The 20393-nt window shown below is 43.1% G+C and carries 15 protein-coding genes; 4 read left to right on the top strand and 11 right to left on the bottom strand.

The window, feature by feature from the left end; genetic code table 11:
* Nucleotides 1–17: 17 nt before the first annotated feature.
* The 3 genes from ubiA to pgi form a co-directional block, all read right to left on the bottom strand.
* Complete coding sequence (gene ubiA, locus ACY3ZI_RS02120; RefSeq protein ID WP_036955408.1) at nt 18–872, bottom strand: 4-hydroxybenzoate octaprenyltransferase; 855 nt, start codon at nt 870–872, stop codon at nt 18–20.
* A gap of 74 nt (nt 873–946) precedes the next feature.
* Nucleotides 947–1450, bottom strand: coding sequence for a chorismate lyase (gene ubiC, locus ACY3ZI_RS02115; RefSeq protein WP_036955412.1), 504 nt, complete (start codon nt 1448–1450; stop codon nt 947–949).
* A 305-nt stretch (nt 1451–1755) separates the two neighbouring features.
* Nucleotides 1756–3402, bottom strand: a complete 1647-nt coding sequence (gene pgi, locus ACY3ZI_RS02110) for a glucose-6-phosphate isomerase (protein WP_211887910.1) — start codon at nt 3400–3402, stop codon at nt 1756–1758.
* Nucleotides 3403–3761: 359 nt separating this feature from the next.
* Here pgi and lysC point away from each other — a divergent pair, with 359 nt between their 5' ends.
* On the top strand, nt 3762–5129 hold the full coding sequence (gene lysC, locus ACY3ZI_RS02105) for a lysine-sensitive aspartokinase 3 (RefSeq protein ID WP_487375904.1): 1368 nt from the start codon (nt 3762–3764) through the stop codon (nt 5127–5129).
* Between the two features lie 90 nt (nt 5130–5219).
* Here the strand turns inward: lysC and ACY3ZI_RS02100 are convergent, their stop codons facing one another.
* The 4 genes from ACY3ZI_RS02100 to metH all read right to left on the bottom strand — a co-directional run bounded on the left by ACY3ZI_RS02100 (nt 5220) and on the right by metH (nt 11900).
* The gene (locus ACY3ZI_RS02100; RefSeq protein WP_036955421.1) at nt 5220–5465 is read right to left on the bottom strand and encodes a hypothetical protein; all 246 of its coding nucleotides are present in this window, start codon (nt 5463–5465) and stop codon (nt 5220–5222) included.
* A 339-nt stretch (nt 5466–5804) separates the two neighbouring features.
* Nucleotides 5805–7361 carry a tetratricopeptide repeat protein gene (locus ACY3ZI_RS02095; RefSeq protein ID WP_211887911.1) on the bottom strand — a complete coding sequence of 519 codons (1557 nt, stop codon included), beginning with the start codon at nt 7359–7361 and terminating at the stop codon, nt 5805–5807.
* A gap of 195 nt (nt 7362–7556) precedes the next feature.
* The gene (locus ACY3ZI_RS02090) at nt 7557–8144 is read right to left on the bottom strand and encodes a hypothetical protein (RefSeq protein WP_187128669.1); all 588 of its coding nucleotides are present in this window, start codon (nt 8142–8144) and stop codon (nt 7557–7559) included.
* A 72-nt stretch (nt 8145–8216) separates the two neighbouring features.
* Entirely contained in the window at nt 8217–11900 is a 3684-nt protein-coding gene (gene metH, locus ACY3ZI_RS02085; RefSeq protein ID WP_487375903.1) for a methionine synthase, read from the bottom strand.
* Nucleotides 11901–12161: 261 nt separating this feature from the next.
* On the opposite strand from metH, the gene iclR reads away from it, so the two are divergent.
* Entirely contained in the window at nt 12162–12992 is an 831-nt protein-coding gene (gene iclR, locus ACY3ZI_RS02080) for a glyoxylate bypass operon transcriptional repressor IclR (protein WP_036955435.1), read from the top strand.
* A 56-nt stretch (nt 12993–13048) separates the two neighbouring features.
* On the opposite strand, the gene ACY3ZI_RS02075 is transcribed toward iclR, so the two are convergent.
* From ACY3ZI_RS02075 to ACY3ZI_RS02065, 3 genes are all read right to left on the bottom strand, one after another.
* Entirely contained in the window at nt 13049–13936 is an 888-nt protein-coding gene (locus tag ACY3ZI_RS02075; protein ID WP_211887913.1) for an N-acetylmuramoyl-L-alanine amidase, read from the bottom strand.
* A 328-nt stretch (nt 13937–14264) separates the two neighbouring features.
* Complete coding sequence (locus tag ACY3ZI_RS02070) at nt 14265–14543, bottom strand: helix-turn-helix domain-containing protein (RefSeq protein WP_036955440.1); 279 nt, start codon at nt 14541–14543, stop codon at nt 14265–14267.
* Between the two features lie 411 nt (nt 14544–14954).
* Complete coding sequence (locus tag ACY3ZI_RS02065; protein ID WP_487375902.1) at nt 14955–15749, bottom strand: N-acetylmuramoyl-L-alanine amidase-like domain-containing protein; 795 nt, start codon at nt 15747–15749, stop codon at nt 14955–14957.
* A 235-nt stretch (nt 15750–15984) separates the two neighbouring features.
* Here ACY3ZI_RS02065 and edd point away from each other — a divergent pair, with 235 nt between their 5' ends.
* The gene (gene edd, locus ACY3ZI_RS02060) at nt 15985–17835 is read left to right on the top strand and encodes a phosphogluconate dehydratase (protein ID WP_211887915.1); all 1851 of its coding nucleotides are present in this window, start codon (nt 15985–15987) and stop codon (nt 17833–17835) included.
* A 25-nt stretch (nt 17836–17860) separates the two neighbouring features.
* Nucleotides 17861–18499, top strand: coding sequence for a bifunctional 4-hydroxy-2-oxoglutarate aldolase/2-dehydro-3-deoxy-phosphogluconate aldolase (locus ACY3ZI_RS02055; protein ID WP_211887916.1), 639 nt, complete (start codon nt 17861–17863; stop codon nt 18497–18499).
* Between the two features lie 42 nt (nt 18500–18541).
* Here the strand turns inward: ACY3ZI_RS02055 and aceK are convergent, their stop codons facing one another.
* Nucleotides 18542–20284, bottom strand: a complete 1743-nt coding sequence (gene aceK / locus ACY3ZI_RS02050) for a bifunctional isocitrate dehydrogenase kinase/phosphatase (protein WP_211887917.1) — start codon at nt 20282–20284, stop codon at nt 18542–18544.
* Nucleotides 20285–20393: the final 109 nt, after the last annotated feature.

Below are 20393 nucleotides of genomic sequence, written 5' to 3'. Positions count from 1 at the left end.
TTATCCCGTTTTAGCGGTTAAAAATAACTAATTACCATACCGATAAACAGAATAAAGCCAACATAGTTATTATTCATAAACGCTTTGAAACACGGTGCTCGTTCTCGGTTCACCATCAATTGCTGTTGATAAACAAACAGCGCAGCGGCTAGCACTAACGAACCATAATAAACCATGCCTAAGTTAGCTAATGAGCCAATCACCACCAGCAAGCCAACCATCACAATTTGCAGCAAACCAATAATCAGCTTGTCATATTGACCGAACAGAATCGCCGTTGATTTCACGCCAATTTTTAAATCATCGTTACGATCGACCATGGCATACTGCGTGTCATAAATCACTGACCAGATGATATTCACTAAAAACAGTAACCAACAAACTAGTGGTAAGGACTCACTAACTGCTGAGAATCCCATCGGGATTGACCAGCCAAATGCAGCGCCCAAGACTACTTGAGGCAAATGGCTCACACGTTTCACAAACGGGTAGATCCACGCTAGCGCTAAGCCTGCGACCGATAACCAGATGGTCATGGTATTCAGACTCAATACCAATAAGAAAGAGAGCCCTACCAACGCAGCAAATAGAATTTTTGCTTCTTTTTCCGTAACATCACCGCTAGGCAGTGGTCGGTGTTTAGTTCTTTCTACATGCCCATCGAAATTACGATCAGCAAAGTCATTGATAACACAGCCTGCGGCACGCATTAAAAATACACCGGCCGTAAAGACAATCAGAATATGCAAACTTGGCGTGCCTTGGGCGGCAATCCACAGCGCCCAATAGGTTGGCCACAGTAATAACAGTGAGCCAATAGGTCTATCAATACGCATTAAACGGCTGTATGCATGCCATTTACTTAGCGCCATACTTCCCTCCACGTTATCGTGCTCCTTTATGCTTCTATTTTACCCATAAACGTTATTTGAATTATGTTAGATAGTTATCTATATGCAGGTGATTCAGGTAAAAATATTTCGGTTAATAATAATGGTTTTTGGGACAATCTAAGTAGGGAGCGGCGTACCCAGCGGTCAGCGCTGGATCCCATTTCAATATAATCTCGGGTTAGGTTTTCATGACTAAAGAGATAGCGCCCTAATGGGACACGCCCAATATCCACTAATTTTTTGTCATTATCAGTGAGCGTCTCTTCTGGGATCAGCGTTCTGCCAATCAACCAAGGGATATTATCCCCATACATAATCACTTCCCGTAGCCAATAACGCTCACTAATTGGTAAGCATTTTTGTTCGTCGGCGGTGAGCATATCCAGTGAGATATAGCGTTCTAAATAAGGTATTACCGTCACTTTCTGACTATGCTGCTCAAACCGCTTGGTCATCGACCCCTGCTCTTGCAACCAATCTAATACACTTTCAGGAACACTCTCGTCGCCCTCTTCTAACCAATTTATCGGGTGAGAGGTAAAAATCGTTTCAGGCATTCAATCAAATTCCACCATAGTAATTATGGTTATCCCCTGATTGCTACTCAAGCTTGTTAACGTCTAGCGTATTAAAGCCACAACCAGCATCGTTCATCTAAATTATTGGGCGATAGAATAGCACGTTGTTATTGTGCAAGGTTAAAGATAGATAACAATTTATATAAAAAGTCGCTAATTCAACACAAATTGTAAAAATTTTGTGAAAAATATTTGATTTATAATGAGTTAGCTCAAAAATCGTATTTTATTAGGATACTAATAGCCTGCCAATTACAGGCTATTAGTCGCTTAAAAAAACGCCATTAACGCCAATTTTTATAGCAATTAATCAGCCCATTGGTAGAGCTATCATGGCTCTCTACCGCTTGGCTATTTTCCAATTCAGGCAGAATACGGCTCGCCAGTTGCTTACCTAACTCAACACCCCATTGGTCAAAGGTGAAAATATTCAAAATTGCACCTTGGGTAAAGATTTTATGCTCATACATAGCGATCAGCGCCCCTAATGAATACGGAGTGATCTCTTTAAGTAAAATAGAGTTAGTTGGGCGGTTTCCTTCAAACACTTTGTAAGGCGCCACATATTCCATCTCTTCGACAGTTTTACCTTGCGCGGCAAATTCAGCATCCACCACTTCACGGGTTTTACCGAAGGCTAATGCTTCTGTTTGTGCGAAGAAGTTAGACAGCAACTTAGTATGGTGATCCCCCAGCGGGTTATGTGTCATTGCTGGCGCAATAAAGTCACACGGGATCATTTTTGTCCCTTGGTGGATCAACTGGTAAAACGCATGTTGCCCGTTAGTTCCTGGTTCACCCCAAATAATCGGACCTGTTTGGTAAGTGACTGCATTGCCATTACGGTCGATATATTTTCCGTTTGATTCCATATTGCCTTGTTGGAAATAGGCGGCAAAGCGATGCATGTATTGGTCGTATGGAAGAATCGCTTCAGTTTCTGAGCCAAAAAAGTTGTTGTACCAGATGCCGATCAGCGCCAATAAAACAGGGATATTGCTTTCTAGAGGCGTTTGCGTGAAGTGCTTATCCATTGCATGAGCACCGCTCAGTAATTGAACGAAATTCTCATAACCGACGGATAAAATGATAGACAAACCAATCGCTGACCACAGAGAGTAGCGACCGCCAACCCAATCCCAGAATTCGAACATATTATTGGTATCAATACCAAATTTTGCGACTTGCTCGCTGTTCGTTGAGAGCGCCACAAAATGCTTCGCAATATGTTTTTCATCTTTGGCAAACGTCAATAACCACTCACGCGCTGAATGCGCATTGGTCATGGTTTCTTGCGTTGTGAATGTTTTCGATGCAATCAGGAATAACGTAGTTTCAGGATTGAGATCCTTCAATGTTTCGGCAATTTGAGTGCCATCAACGTTAGAAACAAAATGCATATTTAAATGGTTTTTATAAGGACGTAGCGCCTCAGTCACCATAAATGGTCCCAGATCTGAACCACCAATCCCAATGTTCACCACATCAGTAATGGCTTTACCGGTGTACCCTTTCCACTCGCCACTGATAATGCGTGTGCTGAATTGCTGCATTTTTTCCAGTACCGCGTTCACTTCTGGCATCACATCTTTGCCATCCACCAGCACTGGGGTATTGTCGCGGTTACGTAATGCGGTATGCAGCACAGCACGATCTTCAGTGCGGTTGATTTTCTCACCACTGAACAGACTTTTGATTGCATCTTCCAGTTGCGTTTCTTTGGCTAATGCCAAAAGTTTGTCCAATGTCTCTTGTGTAATACGGTTTTTGGAGAAATCCACTAAGATTTGGTCATCAAAAGTGGCAGAAAACTTCGTAAAGCGCTGTGCATCTTGTGCAAATAAGTCACGCATATGCACATTTTTCATGTCTGCATAATGCTGCTCTAGCGCTCGCCATGCCGCCGTCTGGCTTGGATTGATACTTTTCATGGATAACACCTCCAAAACAATTTCAAATAATAATAGATTGTAACTCGCCGAGGACACGAAGCTTATCGGTTTTCTGCGTTCTCATAATCTGCTGCTGTTGGGTCTATTCTCCCAAACCTAACGGCAACTGTCATCTCATCCCCAAAATGATATTGAGAAAACCGATAATCATTTGCCCATCATTAGAATTACTGATTTACCTCGATTCATTATTGACGATACGTGCCAAAGTCGATAAATCTATTACTCCAACGTATTTCAAGCTGTTGATGTCGTGCCGTATTCGGCCTGCGCCGCAGGAATTATTTTGGGTTCATGCATTATTTAAAGATAGGCGGTTTAATTAAAGGGATTGGAAAATGAATACAGTAGCTGGCAGTAATCAGTTTGTTATCGCAAAATTCGGCGGCACAAGCGTCGCTAACTTCGACGCCATGAATAAAAGTGCGGATATCGTACTGGCAAATGATCAAGTTCGTGTGGTTGTGCTTTCCGCAAGTGCGGGGATCACCAACTTACTCATTGAACTCGCTGAAGGCTGCGACACTGATAAACGCAATGAGCTACTGCAAAGAGTCAAACAGACTCAGTATGACATTATCGAACACCTGCAAACTGCGAACGTGATCCGCGAAGAAATCGACCGTCTACTTGAGAATATCGCCCATTTAGCTGATTCCGCCTCTCTTGCCACTTCCGATGCCTTAACGGACGAAATGGTCGGCCACGGCGAGATTATGTCCACATTACTGTTTGTGGAAGTGTTGCGCCAGCGCGGGGCATCCTCACAATGGTTTGATGTCCGTAAAGTGATGAGAACCAATGAAAGCTTTGGTCGCGCTGAGCCGGATCTTGAACAGCTACAAGTGCTCGCACAGCAGCAGTTGCTTCCACGCTTAGCCGAGTCGATTGTTATCACTCAAGGGTTTATTGGTCGTGATGCCAAAGGGCGCACTACCACACTAGGGCGCGGAGGGAGTGACTATACCGCAGCCTTACTGGCTGAAGTATTGAACCTATCCCGCGTGGATATTTGGACAGATGTACCCGGCATTTACACCACCGACCCTCGTGTGGTGCCGAATGCCCAAAAAATCGATGAAATCGCCTTTGACGAAGCGGCTGAAATGGCGACTTTCGGCGCAAAAATTCTGCATCCAGCCACGTTATTACCCGCAGTGCGTGCGGGGATCCCCGTATTCGTCGGCTCGAGTAAAGCCCCAGAAGCGGGCGGGACGATCGTCAGCGACCAAACGGAAAACCCTCCGCAATTTAGAGCGCTCGCATTACGCCGCAAACAAACGTTACTGACCTTGCACAGTTTGAAAATGCTGCATGCACGTGGTTTCCTGGCAGAGATTTTTACTATCTTGCTGCGCCATAATATTTCCGTGGATTTGATCACCACGTCGGAAGTGAGTGTCGCACTGACATTAGATACAACGGGCTCAACAGGCACTAATGGTAGCTTGCTGACTAATGCCTTAATGACCGAATTATCCGCGCTGTGCCGTGTAGAAGTGGAAGAAAACCTAGCTCTGGTAGCGATTATTGGTAACCAACTTTCACAAGTGAACGGGCTCGGCAAACAGATTTTCGGCGCGTTGGAATCCTTTAATATCCGTATGATCAGCTACGGTGCTAGCAGCCATAATATTTGTCTGCTTGTGCCAGGTAACGACGCGGAAGAGATTGTTCGCACGCTGCACAATAATCTTTTTGAGTGATAGCGGATAGCTAACCATAAATAATAGCAATCCATAAACGATAACGGGCAATCTTTTGATTGCCCGTTTGACTTGCTAATAAAAATAAATTTAACGACTTAGGAAAGAGGTAATCAGCCCACTAAACGTCGACTCACCTGCAAAAGCATAAGTGCTTTTTAGCTCTTCTCCGCGAATATCTGCAAAGCGCGCTAACGCTAATTCTTTGCTATTCGCCTCAATCTCTTCAAACTGCTTTTGGTAACCCATATTCACTAACTCGGTAGCATTTTGGGTTTCAGTCATCTCTAACGCAACAACTTCGTCAGATTTAATAAAAAAACAATAAGTGCTCATTTAACACCTCATTTTTTCATGCTCAAAAAACAACTAAACTCGTTCTAATCTAATGGAGAGATTTACAACAAAGACTCAACAAAGAACCAGTTAATAAAACTATACTTCATTATTTAGCTAAATAAAAATAGCTTCCTAATTCACAAAGATTGATAAATTTTATGGTGTAGAAATACGTAATTATCTTAAAAGAAAGAGTAAGAAAGTAATTTTTAAGAATATCAAAATGATATTTGTCATTACGATGAAAAAAGCAAAATAGATAGAAATGATTAAAAGCCAACAGTATTAATAAGGTTATTGGCTTTTAAATGAAATGGAATGGATTCTTTCAGTGATTCATTTTTTAGAAGGCAATGAATTTTTTACACTTTCTGTATATTGCAGCATATTCGCTTTTGCATTATGGTCTTTTTGCAATAATGCTAAGTTATTTTTTGCGGTCACATTACCCAGTTTATCCGCACGCTCAAACCACATAATAGCGCGGAAAATATTTTTACTGCCACCTTCTCCTCGGGCATACATTACGCCGAGGTTATTTTGCGCATCACTGTTTTCTTTGAATGCCGCAGACTCCAAAAGCTCCCGTGCTTTTTGGCTATCTTGCTGAACCCCAGTTCCAGTCAGATAAAAAATCGCTAACTGGTTTTTTGCATCCATATTGTCTTCTTTAGTGACTTCCAGCCACTTCACAATCTGCTGGATCTCAACATCTTTCAACTGACCCGCCAGATATAAGTTCGCTAACTTTAATTGTGCGTCGACAATATCTGAATCCGCTAATTCGATATACCACTGGATCGCTTTCGCCATATCCGGTTTAACGCCGCCAAGGCCTTTTTCATAATACTCAGCCACTTTCATAGCGGCTTCAGCAGATTCATTATCCGCCGCCATTTGGTACCATTTGAAGGCTTCGCTCAGGTCTTGCCCAACTCCATCGCCTGTCTCATACGCTTGCGCTAACGCATATTGAGCCGAAAATTCACCTTGGTTTGCCGCGCGTTTATACCAGTAAACGGCTTGGTAGTTATTTTGCTCAACGAGCGGATGACCTTTGCTGTAAAAGTCTCCCATATTTTTTTGTGCAACTGGGGAGCCCATGTTCGCGGCTTGGCGATACAGGTAAATCGCCGTATCCTCATCTTTTTCCATGCCTTCGCCATTTTCATACATCACGGCTAAGTTGTTCACGGCAGAAGCTACGCCATTACGTGCACTGCGCTCATACCATGTAAAAGCTTTATTGTAGTCAATATCACCACCAAGCCCATCATGGTAGAACAGCCCAATGGCAAACTGTGCATATTCTTGCTCTTGTTCTGCGGCCTCATAATACCAAGCACGTGCTTGTTTATAGTCTTTTTCGACACCTAAACCGCGCTCAAATAAATAGCCCATCGCATATTGGCAGTATGCATCGCCTTTTTCGGCGCATTTGCGATACCAATTACCCGCTTGCTCATAATCTTTTTTGCGCTGTGCCAGCATCCCGATGTAGTAATCACCATCATTACTATTTAAATCAGAAGCTTTCTTAAACCAGTAATAAGCTTTATTTTCATCGGCATCGAGAAAATCTGTGCCATCCAAATAAGCGACACCCACGTCAATCATGGCATCAACTTTGCCCGCATTGGCCTCTTTAATGCTACTTTGGAAATCAGTTGGAAGGTTGCTTGGCTCAGCCACTTCAAGAGCTTTAGGTAAAGGTTCAACTAAAGCGGAGTCCGCCTGAGGAGTTAAAACCACAGGGGTAATAATTGGGGTGGAAGATTGGTTAACAGCCGCTTTGGCTGGCTGGTTATGAAACGAACCCGACTCTATTGGCTCTGCTTGCACATAAGGGGCACAGATAATGCAGAAACTAAATAAGAGAGAGGGTAATTTCATGACATTTACTCACAGCTTGGCATTGACCACTGCTATATAAGATATCATTCCCATACAAAAATCATAAGGACTATAAGCAGAAAATAACCAAATGATGTGAATTTTTAAGAAAATAATTTGGGTGATTATCGTAATTGGTTATAAAACGAGCTAATCACCCTCTAATTAATAATTAAATTGTCTTAATGCGCAAAATTAATTAACGCGATATCCGCCATGCTTACTGGCAAATAAATTAAACTTACCCCACTCAATTAAAATCAATTCTAATTTTTGATGACTAATTTTGCATAGCGTCGATATTTGGGAAACCACAAAATGGTTTTCACCCACTAATTCTTCTGAAAATACCTCGGCAATTAATTCACTCTCTTTAGCTGTAATTAACCAACCATCATTAGTCGCAAATTTATGAACCGGAACCATACCTTCTTTGGTACTTTCTTTAGAGAGTAACTTATCTTCCGCTTGTTGCGCTTGATAAAACGCGTCGATTTCCTCTTGTGAAGGGATCGGCTCAACCCTCTCTTGGTTTTCCAAGAACAGATAAATTTCTTCTGCTCTTGCTGGCGTTAACTCGCTTCTTAACCAAATTTGGTTAAAACAATGTTCCGTCAATGAATCTTCAGTATCCAATTTGTCCATGATTTGCAAAATACTCATCATGGCACTCACCGCGTCTTCGCTCATCATAAATGTCTCTGGCGCGGCGCTATTTTGGATCTGATAAGGATAAACTACCGAGGACGGCAGTTTTCCTTCAATTATAAATTCATAGCTCATCATTTGCTCCCAATAGATTTCCTACCTATAAGATGGAGGCGAATAACTGAAAAATCAATCTTATGGATCAAATCAATCTTCTGGGTCATAGCCTAAGTTTGGCGCTAACCAGCGTTCTAATTCTGCGACCGTCATTCCTTTGCGTTTGGCATAATCTTCAATTTGATCTTTTTGCACCTGTGCCACCGCAAAGTATTTACTATCAGGGTGACTAAAGTACCAACCCGACACCGAGGCTCCCGGCCACATTGCGTAAGAGCTAGTCAGTTTCATACCAATTTTGTCTTCCACATTCAGGAGCTGCCAGATTTTTTCCTTTTCTGTGTGTTCAGGGCAAGCGGCATAACCCGGTGCAGGGCGAATGCCTTGATAATTTTCACGGATCAACTCTTCGTTGCTCAGTGCTTCCTCTGACGCATAGCCCCAATACTGGGTTCTAACTTGCTGATGCAGATATTCTGCAAAGGCTTCTGCTAAGCGATCAGCCAAGGCTTTCACCATGATTTTATTATAATCATCGTGGGCATTTTCATACTGCTGGGCCAGCTCATCCTCTTCTAACCCGCCAGTAACGGCAAATGCACCAATATAATCCGCTTTACCGCTCTCTTTAGGTGCCACAAAATCGGATAAACAGTAGTTCGGAAAATCGGTTTTCAACGTTTGTTGGCGTAAATTAAGTGCCACCGCTTGGACTTCATCCCGAGCATCGGAACGATAGATTTCCACATCATCCACCACGCGGTTTGCTGGGAAAATTCCAAAAATCCCTTTTGGCGTCAGTAAGTTTTGGCTTTCCAACGTGTCGAGCATCGCATTGGCATCAGCCAACAATTTGCGCGCCTCTTCCCCGACCACTTCATCTTCGAGAATTCGCGGGTATTTACCAGCCAATGACCATGTCATAAAGAATGGTGTCCAATCGATATAGTCACGCAATGTTTTAATGGAAGCCGTCACTTCTTGAACGCCTAGGAATTTAGGAACCGGCGGCTGGTACTGTTGCCAATCAATATTCACCCCATTAGCGCGAGCGGCTTCTAATGTAACGGGTGGCGTTCTTGGTTTTTTGCGCCCATGTTGCAGGCGAACCGTGTCATACTCACGACGCGTTCGGGCAACAAACTCGGCTTTTTGGGTTGCTGAAAGTAATGCAGCGACGACCCCCACCGTACGGGATGCGTTCTGCACATAGACCGTAGGTCCTGAATAGTTTTGCTCGATTTTCACCGCAGTATGAGCTTTCGAGGTGGTTGCGCCTCCAATCAATAGTGGTAAGGTAAACCCTTGTCGCTCCATCTCCTTTGCCACATGCACCATCTCATCCAATGACGGCGTAATCAGACCCGATAAACCGATAATATCGACGTTTTGTTCCCGGGCTGTTTTTAGGATCGTTTCACACGGCACCATGACGCCTAAATCAATGATTTCATAGTTATTACACTGTAAAACGACACCCACGATATTTTTGCCAATGTCGTGTACGTCCCCTTTCACCGTCGCTAGTAATACTTTACCTGCACTGCTTCCCGACTGTTTTAGCTCCTGAATATACGGCTCTAAGTACGCCACGGCTTGCTTCATCACGCGGGCGGATTTCACCACTTGGGGCAGGAACATTTTTCCTTCACCAAATAAGTCACCCACCACGTTCATGCCGTTCATTAGCGGGCCTTCAATCACTTCGATCGGGCTTGACGCACGTTGGCGAGTCTCTTCCGTATCTTGGATAATAAATTCCGTAATCCCTTTCACTAGCGAGTATTCAAGCCGTTTTTCCACTTCCCAGCTGCGCCATTCCGCTTGTTGAACTTGCTGCTCCTGTCCTCCTGTTCCACGGTATTTTTCAGCCAGTTCCAGTAGCTTTTCAGTGCCGTCTTCTCGGCGATTGAGGATCACATCTTCTACCGCGTTTTTGAGCTCGGCGGGAAGATCGTCATAAATGGCCAGTTGCCCCGCATTGACGATCCCCATATCCATCCCATTGCGGATCGCGTGATACAGGAAAACAGCGTGAATTGCCTCACGCACCGGATCATTGCCTCGGAATGAGAAAGAGACGTTAGACACCCCACCTGAGATCAACGCATGGGGCAGTTGATCTTTGATATCTTTACAGACTTCAATAAAATCAACAGCATAGTTATTATGCTCTTCAATCCCCGTAGCAACTGCAAAAATATTCGGGTCAAAAATAATATCTTCAGGTGGAAAACCGACCGTTTCCGTTAATATTTGGTATGCGCGGCGGCAAATTTCGATTTTACGCTCGCGGGTATCAGCTTGCCCCACTTCATCGAACGCCATGACCACCATTGCCGCACCATATTTACGGACTAATTTGGCGTGTTCAATAAAGGCATCAACCCCCTCTTTCATGGAGATGGAGTTCACGATCCCTTTGCCTTGGATGCACTTCAGCCCTTTTTCGATCACGTCCCATTTCGAGGAGTCGATCATAATAGGCACTCGTGCAATATCAGGTTCTCCCGCGATCAAATTCAGAAAACACACCATCGCCGCGTGGGAATCTAACATGCCCTCATCCATATTGATGTCGATGATCTGCGCGCCGTTTTCCACTTGTTGGCGAGCGATATCAAGGGCTTCTTGGTAATTTTCTTCTTTAATTAAACGCTTAAATTTTGCAGAGCCTGTGACGTTAGTGCGCTCACCAACGTTCACAAATAGAGATTGCGCACCAATATTCAGCGGTTCTAAACCGGATAACCGACATTTCACAGGTAATTTTGGTAACTGGCGAGGTTTAAGTCCCTCAACGGCTTGAGCCATTTTTTGGATATGAAGTGGTGTTGTCCCGCAGCATCCACCGACGATATTTAAAAAGCCAGCTTCCGCCCATTCGCGGATCTGCTGCGCCATATTTTGGGCATCAAGATCGTATTCACCAAATGCATTCGGTAACCCCGCATTGGGGTGGGCGCTAACATAGCACTCTGAAATACGAGATAATTCAGCGATATATTGACGAAGTTCATCAGGCCCCAGTGCGCAGTTAAGCCCGAATGATAACGGCTGAGAGTGACGCAATGAGTTGTAAAATGCTTCCGTGGTTTGCCCCGATAAAGTTCGCCCCGAAGCATCGGTGATAGTCCCTGAAATCATCACAGGCAAGTGGATCCCAAGGGATTCAAATTCAGTTTCTACGGCAAAAATCGCCGCTTTTGCATTTAATGTGTCAAAGATAGTTTCGATCATGATCAGATCGACACCACCCTTAATCAGCGATCGTGTGGATTCACGATACGCGTCCACCAGCAGATCAAACGTCACGTTGCGATAGGCCGGATCATTCACATCAGGAGAGATCGATGCTGTACGGTTTGTTGGTCCCAAAACCCCAGCCACATAGCGCGGTTTTTCTGGGGTTTTACGTGTCCACTCATCGGCACATTCACGAGCAAGGCGAGCTGCGGTTTCGTTGATTTCCGCAGAAAGGGCTTCCATTTTATAATCCGCCATCGCAATGGTGGTGGAGTTAAACGTATTGGTTTCAACAATATCTGCCCCTGCTGCAAAATATTGGCTATGGATATCGCGAATAATCTCAGGTTGAGTGAGCACAAGTAAGTCATTGTTGCCTTTCAAATCACTTGGCCAATCTGCAAAACGCGCGCCGCGAAACTGCTCTTCAGAGAGCTTATGGCGTTGGATCATCGTTCCCATCGCACCATCTAGGACGAGAATTCTATTTTTTAGTTGTTGTTCTAATTGGTTTTTCTTGCTGGACACTGCACTGTCCTCCTGAAAATGATAATCCCTCGGCTTAATCTGCCCCATGCTGTGACTTCGCACAGCTAAATCGTCAATGAATTGAAACTAAACTAAATTTGTATGAATCACATCCTACCATAACTTCAGAAGAGAAAATTCGTCGTTATGATGAGAGTTTTTCAGGTTGCCAAAGATCGACTTTTTGCTGATCCGATGAGTATTTTTGAATGAAATCATTCATAATAGAAACGAATACTCATTCCTGTCAGGAGACACTTGATGGCGGCTACACCCATTACTAAAAAAATAAAGAAGGCAAAAGGACCTGCGAGTGGCGCTACGGCTGCCGGACAAGTTCAATCCTTAAGCCGTGGACTGACGCTTTTGGAATACATTTCTGAATCAACTGGGGGGATCGCTCTCACCGATTTAGCCCTTCAAGCTGGTTTACCTAATTCCACAACTCACCGCTTATTAATGACCCTAGAGCAGCACGGTTTTGTGCGCCAGACAGGGGATCTTGGGTTGTGGGTCATCGCTTCTCATGCCTTTATCATCGGCAGTAGCTTCCTTGAAAGTCGTAATTTATTAGCCCTTGTCCATCCAATATTACGCCGTTTGATGGAAGAATCTGGCGAAACCGTCAATTTAGCGATTTTGGATCACACAGAATATGACGCTGTGATTGTTGACCAGGTGCAATGTAATGCGTTAATGCGCATGTCTGCCCCAATTGGCGGAAAGCTGCCATTACATGCATCGGGTGCAGGAAAAGCGTTTATTGCCAATTTGCCTGAAGAGCAGCTAATTCCATTACTGGGCAAAAAAGGCTTACATGCCTATACACCGCATACATTAACTAACCCATCAGCATTGAAAGAAAATCTGCAACAAGCTAAAAAACAAGGATTTTCTTATGATGATGAAGAGCATGCGCTGGGGTTAAGATGTATTGGCGCCTGTATTTATGATGAGCATAAAGAGGCATTTGCCGCGATCTCAATTTCTGGACCACTTTCTCGGATCACCGATGATCGGGTAACAGAGCTGGGAGCGATGGTGATCAAAGCCGCTAAAGAAATCAGCCATGAATATGGCGCTAATCGCTAGCAAGCAAAAGTGCGGGATCTTCCCGCACTTCTTTAATTAATCATGTTACTGGCAGGTTAATCACCCTGTTGACTGGATGCATTTTCCGATTTATTCGATTTCAAAGATTGTTTGAACTTCGGCATATTGCGATATTTTTCAATCAAGGCTAAAGCGATAGCTTCCGTTTCCGCATCTGCCCGCCCATCAATATCCCGTGGACGATAATGCATTTGGAATGCACGCAACGTCTGTTTCGTTTCTTTATCTAATTTTCCTGTCAGTGGGATCCCTGCATAGCCATAAAATTTCAATGCTTTTTGTAGGTTTAACACACTGACAGATGCATTAATCTGCCGCCCTGCTAAATACTTATTAACGGTTTGAGGGTCTGGCCAAGCGCCAATCCCATGCAGCGCTAATGATTGCCACGGGAATGCACGACCCGGATCTTGTTTACGCAGCGGGGCGATATCACTATGGCCAATGACATTTTCTGGAGGAATGTCATAACGTTGCATAATGTCTTTCAATAGCGGGATCAACGCATCTATCTGCGAGTCATTAAAAGGCGGCCAGATATCTTGACCATTTTTTCTCACCAAACCTTCATTAACGATTTCAATACCAATCGAGCTATCATTGAGCCCGTGATGATATTGCCAACGGCTATCCCCTGCATGCCACGCTTTCAAGCGCTCAGGAACAAGTTGTAAAATGACAGGCTGACCATTTTTTTGTGCAGGTTGACTAGGAATGAGGTAATGGGAACTCACCTTTCCTTTCGTTAATATTTTAATTGAGTGGGCATCATCAGAAACAGTGTAATGTAGAACAATAAATTGAATACGCTCGCTGGTATTCTGTGACGGGTAACTCTGATCGAGATAGTAACCCGTTTTTGAAGGTGTCGTTGAACAACCGACAAGTAGGAATATGACAAATATCCATATTGCCCTAGCCATTTAAAACTGCCCTTTTTCCATGTTGAATTGTCGCACATTTAAGCACACCGACCTCGATAAAACCATGAGAACTTTGCGCAAAGAATCGTCTTAAATATGAACAAACATTCAAAAAAGCGTAAATTAAATGAATCAAAAAAACAAAATATGAATACTTTTATAAAAATAATCTAATTGAATTTAATCGTTATCTGCTTTTATCATTTAAAAGCAGAATCATCAGATTTATGAAATTTAATTAATACGTTAAAGATAGCATTAATAATTAAAATCATTTAATCATTGTAGTTTTATTAATCTATAAGATTTTAAGATAAGATAAAATAAATTAAAAACTCGCTAACGCTAGCTCACTTGAATTAATCCTTTCTTTCTCAAACTGACGTGCAATCATAGTGGTAATTTCATGAATATCAATTTCAAGTAAAATAGCAATCTCGATTAATTTATCTAAACTTAGCTTGTTAACACCCAATTCATATCGAGATACCTGCTGCTGGCTAAGCTGAATAATAGCCGCCAACTCCTGTCCTGATAACCCTTTACGTACCCTAGCTTTACGAAGATGATTGCCAAGCAAAGCATAAATATTTTGTTTTTCTGACATGTACACGCTCACCTCAATATAAAGAATCTAATCAAACATTAATGGGCATTATAAAAACAATCTATTTTTTTTAAAATAGATAAAAACAATCGAATTAACTATTATTGATAGGAATTTAAGGTGTCATTATGATTTTAATTTTTAATCTTTACTACTCTGGGTTGTAATTCATTGCTTTATAAAATATTTTTTTAATATCAGTAGTTGTTTTAACCATGTGAAACTATTATTAAAACATCTCTAATTTAATAATGTCTTACAATTTACACGGTTATGGCAATGATTAGTAACTAAAAATCACTTGTACTTACGATTTAAGTTTATTTTAAAAATTAAAATTTATTTAAAATAAGACGGGCGTAATTAACATTAAAAAATAGGTAATTAGATAGCTTAACTTTAAAACCGACTTTATCTAAATACCATAATTCCACTTTTTCCTTGAAGATACGAAAATAGCTCGACATCCATTACCCGTAAATTTTTTCGTTGTGAAGAAGCATGGCGAAATAGCACCTTTTCCCCTTCTCGAATCACAACCCCCACATGGGTAACATCCAATCCTGATGCTGAGGAATAAATACCAATGTAATCCCCTGTTTTTAACTGCTTCAGTAGTGCTCTATCAATAAATCGAGTTGGGACATAACTAATCACTCTTGGTGTTATTTTAACCGTAGCAATAATAGGGTCACCGTTACTTTTTTTATTAAGTTGTTTATTAACAAAAACCGTATGGGGGCTTAATTGAGCCGTTATATCAGAGACAACTTTATGCTCCCCTTCCGCCCAATCAGAAAAGAAATGACGACGTTGATTAAATGCGACTTTTGCATCGACATAGCGTACTTTTTCTAAATATGAGGCAAATTGTTCAGCATCATCCGCATGTTTAAAGGCTTCGCTATACTCAATAAATGTCATGCAATCAACGGCTTTCAAATCAATGATTAACCGTTCAGCAGAGAATGCATCCATATTTAAAGTGCGATTGTTGTACGGGGTGCCCAGCAAAATAGCGGTGGCATTCGCCATTTTTTGCTCCGCAGAACTACCTTGGCTGGCTGAAATCGCCTTCTCTAAAACGCCGTAAGATCCAGTGGTTAAGACCACTTCAGGCACTTCTGTCGCTTGAACGCTGCTTGAGCACAACCAAAAAATACCTAACATCCACCCAAGCGGATTACATTTTTTCAAAAATGCCATATTCCCCTACTTGATTTTCATCTTAATGCCATCGACTAACTCATTATAGTTATTATTTATCATTCTGTTAGGCTGAAATGGTCACGATTACTCCCAAATTACTCTCCGATCCTCTTCTTGATTCAGATCACAGATATGTCGAAATCTTCATTTTGATCATTGCAACAATTGTTTTTTCATTGAACAATGTTACCGGTAACATAAAGAGTACTGTTTGTATAATGGAGCCATTATCATGAGCAAAAATATTTCTGACGTCACGCCTTCAACGAAGGTCAATGACCACATTTTACAGATCACCCAACGTATCATCGAGCGTTCTAAAGAGACTCGAAAAGCCTATCTCGAAAAAATTGAACAGGCTCGTAGCAGTACTGTGCATCGCGCTGAATTAGCGTGTGGGAATCTGGCTCATGGTTTTGCCGCCTGCCAAAGCGAAGAAAAAAGCATTCTCAAAAGCATGACCCGTTCCGATATCGCTATCATTAACTCCTATAACGACATGCTTTCCGCCCATCGCCCCTATGACCGCTACCCTGACCAGCTGAAACAAGCATTACTTGAAAATGGCGCCATTGGGCAAGTAGCCGCTGGTGTTCCTGCCATGTGTGATGGCGTTACCCAAGGGCAAGATGGTATGGAGCTCTCATTACTGAGCCGCGATGTTATCGCGATGTCCACTGCCATCGGCCTTTCCCACAATATGTTCGATGGTGCGCTCTATTTAGGGATCTGCGACAAAATTGTTCCAGGACTGATGATGGGCGCGCTCTCTTTTGGGCATCTACCCGCCGTTTTTGTCCCCGCAGGTCCTATGAGCACAGGCTTGCCCAACAAAGAAAAAGTGAGAATTCGTCAGCTATATGTTGAAGGAAAGGTGGATCGTAATGCATTACTTGATGCTGAAGCCGCGTCCTATCACAGCATTGGTACCTGCACATTTTACGGCACTGCAAACTCTAACCAAATGGTGATGGAAGTGATGGGACTACATTTACCTGGCTCTTCCTTTGTTCCGCCTGATTCCCCATTACGTGATGAACTCACTCGCGCTGCGGCTCGCCAAATTACACGTCTTACTGAGCAATCAGGAAATTATTTACCGATTGGTAAACTGGTTGATGAAAAAGTGATTGTAAATGGTATTGTGGCACTTCTGGCAACAGGGGGATCCACTAATCTCACCATGCATCTGGTGGCGATTGCACGCGCCGCCGGCATCATTATCAATTGGGATGATTTCTCTGATCTTTCTGCTGTCGTTCCGCTGATTTGCCGTATTTATCCAAATGGTCAAGCCGATATTAACCAATTCCAAGCGGCCGGTGGTGTTCAGTTGTTGATCCGCCAGCTCCTTGCTAAAGGTTTACTCCATGATGACGTTCACACCGTCGCCGGATTTGGATTATCACGCTATACCCTCGAACCGTGGTTGGACAACGGTCAATTATCTTGGCGTGAAGGGGCAAAAAATTCTTATGATCTTGAAGTGATTGCTGATATTGATCATCCTTTCTCCCATCATGGTGGGACTAAACTACTGTCTGGAAACCTCGGGCGCGCTGTGATGAAAACCTCAGCCGTTCCCGTTGAAAACCAAGTGATTGAAGCCCCGGCCATCGTGTTCAATAATCAAAATGATATTGCACCGCGTTTTGAAGCAGGCGAATTAGACAGAGACTGCGTGATTGTCGTTCGTTTCCAAGGGCCATCTGCGAATGGCATGCCTGAACTGCATAAATTAATGCCGCCACTCGGGGTATTATTGGACAAAGGCTATAAAGTGGCATTAGTCACTGATGGGCGACTGTCGGGCGCATCCGGTAAAGTGCCTTCCGCGATTCATGTCACCCCAGAAGCTTACAATGGCGGCTTACTCGCCAAAGTCCAAGATGGTGATTTAATTCGCGTTAATGCATTAACGGGAGAAATCGAGCTTCTCGTGGATGAACACATTTTATCCGCTCGTCAACCTTATCAAGCCGACCTGAGTGCAGAACGAGTGGGTTGTGGTCGAGAGCTGTTTGGTGCATTAAGACAACATTTATCTGGCGCCGAAGAAGGTGCTTGCAGCATTAATTTTTAATTTATACCGCTTAATAGGATTTATTATGAATAATTGGAAAATGACCGCTGAAGATGTTCTAAAACAAGGTCCTGTTGTTCCTGTCATTGTGATCAAAAAACTCGAGCAAGCCGTTCCTTTAGCAAAAGCCTTACTCAAAGGCGGTATCAAAGTATTGGAAGTCACGTTGAGAACGGAATGCGCTATCGAAGCTATCCGACTGATTGCTGAAGAAGTCCCTGAAGCGATTGTCGGCGCTGGTACTGTCATCAATGCAAAACAGCTAGCAGAAGTGACACAAGCGGGTGCGCAATTTGCTATCAGTCCCGGTTTAACGGACGAGTTATTAGCGGCTGCAAATCAAGGCAGCATTCCATTAATTCCTGGGATTTCCACCGTATCTGAATTAATGGCGGGCATGAACTATGGGCTTAAAGAATTCAAATTCTTCCCAGCCGAAGCCAATGGTGGCGTGAAAGCGCTCAAAGCAATTGCAGGACCTTTCTCTCAAGTTCGCTTCTGCCCAACTGGCGGGATCTCCCTCGCCAATTACCGTGATTATCTCTCGCTAGACAGCGTGTTATGTATTGGCGGCTCATGGTTGGTACCTGAAGATGCTCTGGAAAATGGCAACTACGATAAAATTACCGAATTAGCACAACAAGCAGTGCAAGGTGCTCTGTAATTGTTAAGTCATGAAGTGGGTCATTGACCCACTTTTAATCAACTAAACCGTAGAGATAGTGCGAAGAAATCGACGACAAAAGCGCTGATCTTCCGAGTAAGCAAACACATCTTCGACATACCCATCCAAAATGCGTTTTTGCAGTTTTTGCCAATAATCCGCGCTAAATAAATCTTGATGATGCAGCTGCAAATAGTCCCTGACTTTCGGATCTTGGCATAAGAATTGCGCAAACTCTTCGGGGAAAACATCTTGCTCTCGCACACTGTACCAAGGTTCGCCTGAGAGCTCTTGTTCAGGGTAGAGCGGCTCAGGGATATGGCGGAAATTCACCTCGGTCATATAGCAAATTTCATCATAATCATAAAATACCACCCGACCATGGCGTGTTACCCCAAAGTTTTTAAATAGCATATCCCCCGGGAAAATATTGGCGGCAGCCAGCTGCTTGATGGCGCAACCATATTCTTCTATCGCGTGATAAAGCTGCTCATCCGATGCCTCATCCATAAAAATATTCAGCGGGATCATCTTCCGCTCCATATAGAGATGACGAATTAATATTTTATCCCCCAAATCTTCAACCTGAGACGGCGCCTCCATCAGTAACTCGGTCATTAGCTCATCACTGACAAAACGCTTTTCAATAATAAAGTTTTCAAACTCTTGAGTATCCGCCATGCGCCCCACTCGGTCGTGCTCTTTGACCATTTGATAACACTCAAGCACTCTAGCTTTAGTCACTTCTTTTTGTGGCGCAAATTTATCTTTAATAATCTTAAATACCCGATCAAATGATGGCGCCGTAAACACCAACATCACCATCCCTTTCACACCGGGGGCAAGGGTAAATTGTTCTCGTGAAAAGTTTAAATACGCCAAATATTCTCGGTAATATTCTGTTTTACCATGCTTTTGACAACCAATCGCCATATACAATTCAGCGATTGATTTACTGGGTAAAATTTCACGTAACCAGAAAACTAACCCTGCGGGAAACGGGGCGTATACCATAAAGTAGGAACGAGCGAAGCCAAACACGATACTTGCGTCATCAAAGCCAGTTAAACACGCATCTACATACATTTTGCCGTCTTCATTATGGTGAATAGGCAATAAGAATGGGTAAACTTGATGATTGATATATAGCTTCCCAACTAACCATGCAGCTTTATTTCGGTAAAACAACTCATTCGCCACATGTAATTGGGCACTTTGCTCTACAATCTCAGGGAAGCGCTGCCTTAGTGTTTCCACAATACATTCAATATCAAAGGCTAAATCTCGCCACACCAAGCGAATCGGCAACCCGCTTAAGATCCCATTAAATACCGTTTCCATGTTCCCATTAAGCTTATATTCGCGAGCTAATGGCCTCGGTAAGGTGCAAAAGCGCCGAGCAGGTTGTGAAGTAAAGATAAACAGATTTTCTTGGGTTAACTCTCGATGTTGAAACAGTCGGCAATACACTGAATTAAAAAAACTTTCAGCAATTTCAAAACGTGGGTAATCCGGTAGCAATGTCGCATAGACCTGTTTGATCCTCGCCAAATTGTAGGGACTGAGCGATTGCACTAGCCCCATACATTGCAGCTGAGCAACGACAAGCCCCACATGATGGTCATACAGCTTTATCCTTTGTTTCATCGCGTGTTGAACCGCATGCCAATCCCCGCGTTCAAAGCGTTCTTGAGCACCCGATGTGATTTCAAGAAATCGCCCATATTGCGCATCAAAGCCCTGCAAAATGGTTTGAGCGATGATCTGTTCAGTTTCGAGGGTCATCTTCACTCTCCCAATAAAAAAACAGGCACTTGCGTGCCTGAAAACTCAAAAGATACACTTATGTCAACACACATACACCGAGCAATAGGAACCGTATATTTCTCCCCGA

This window comes from Providencia sp. LY12 (genome assembly GCF_057621555.1).
The sequence above is the reverse complement of the archived record's forward strand: the minus strand, read 5'-3'. Positions and strand labels throughout refer to the sequence as shown.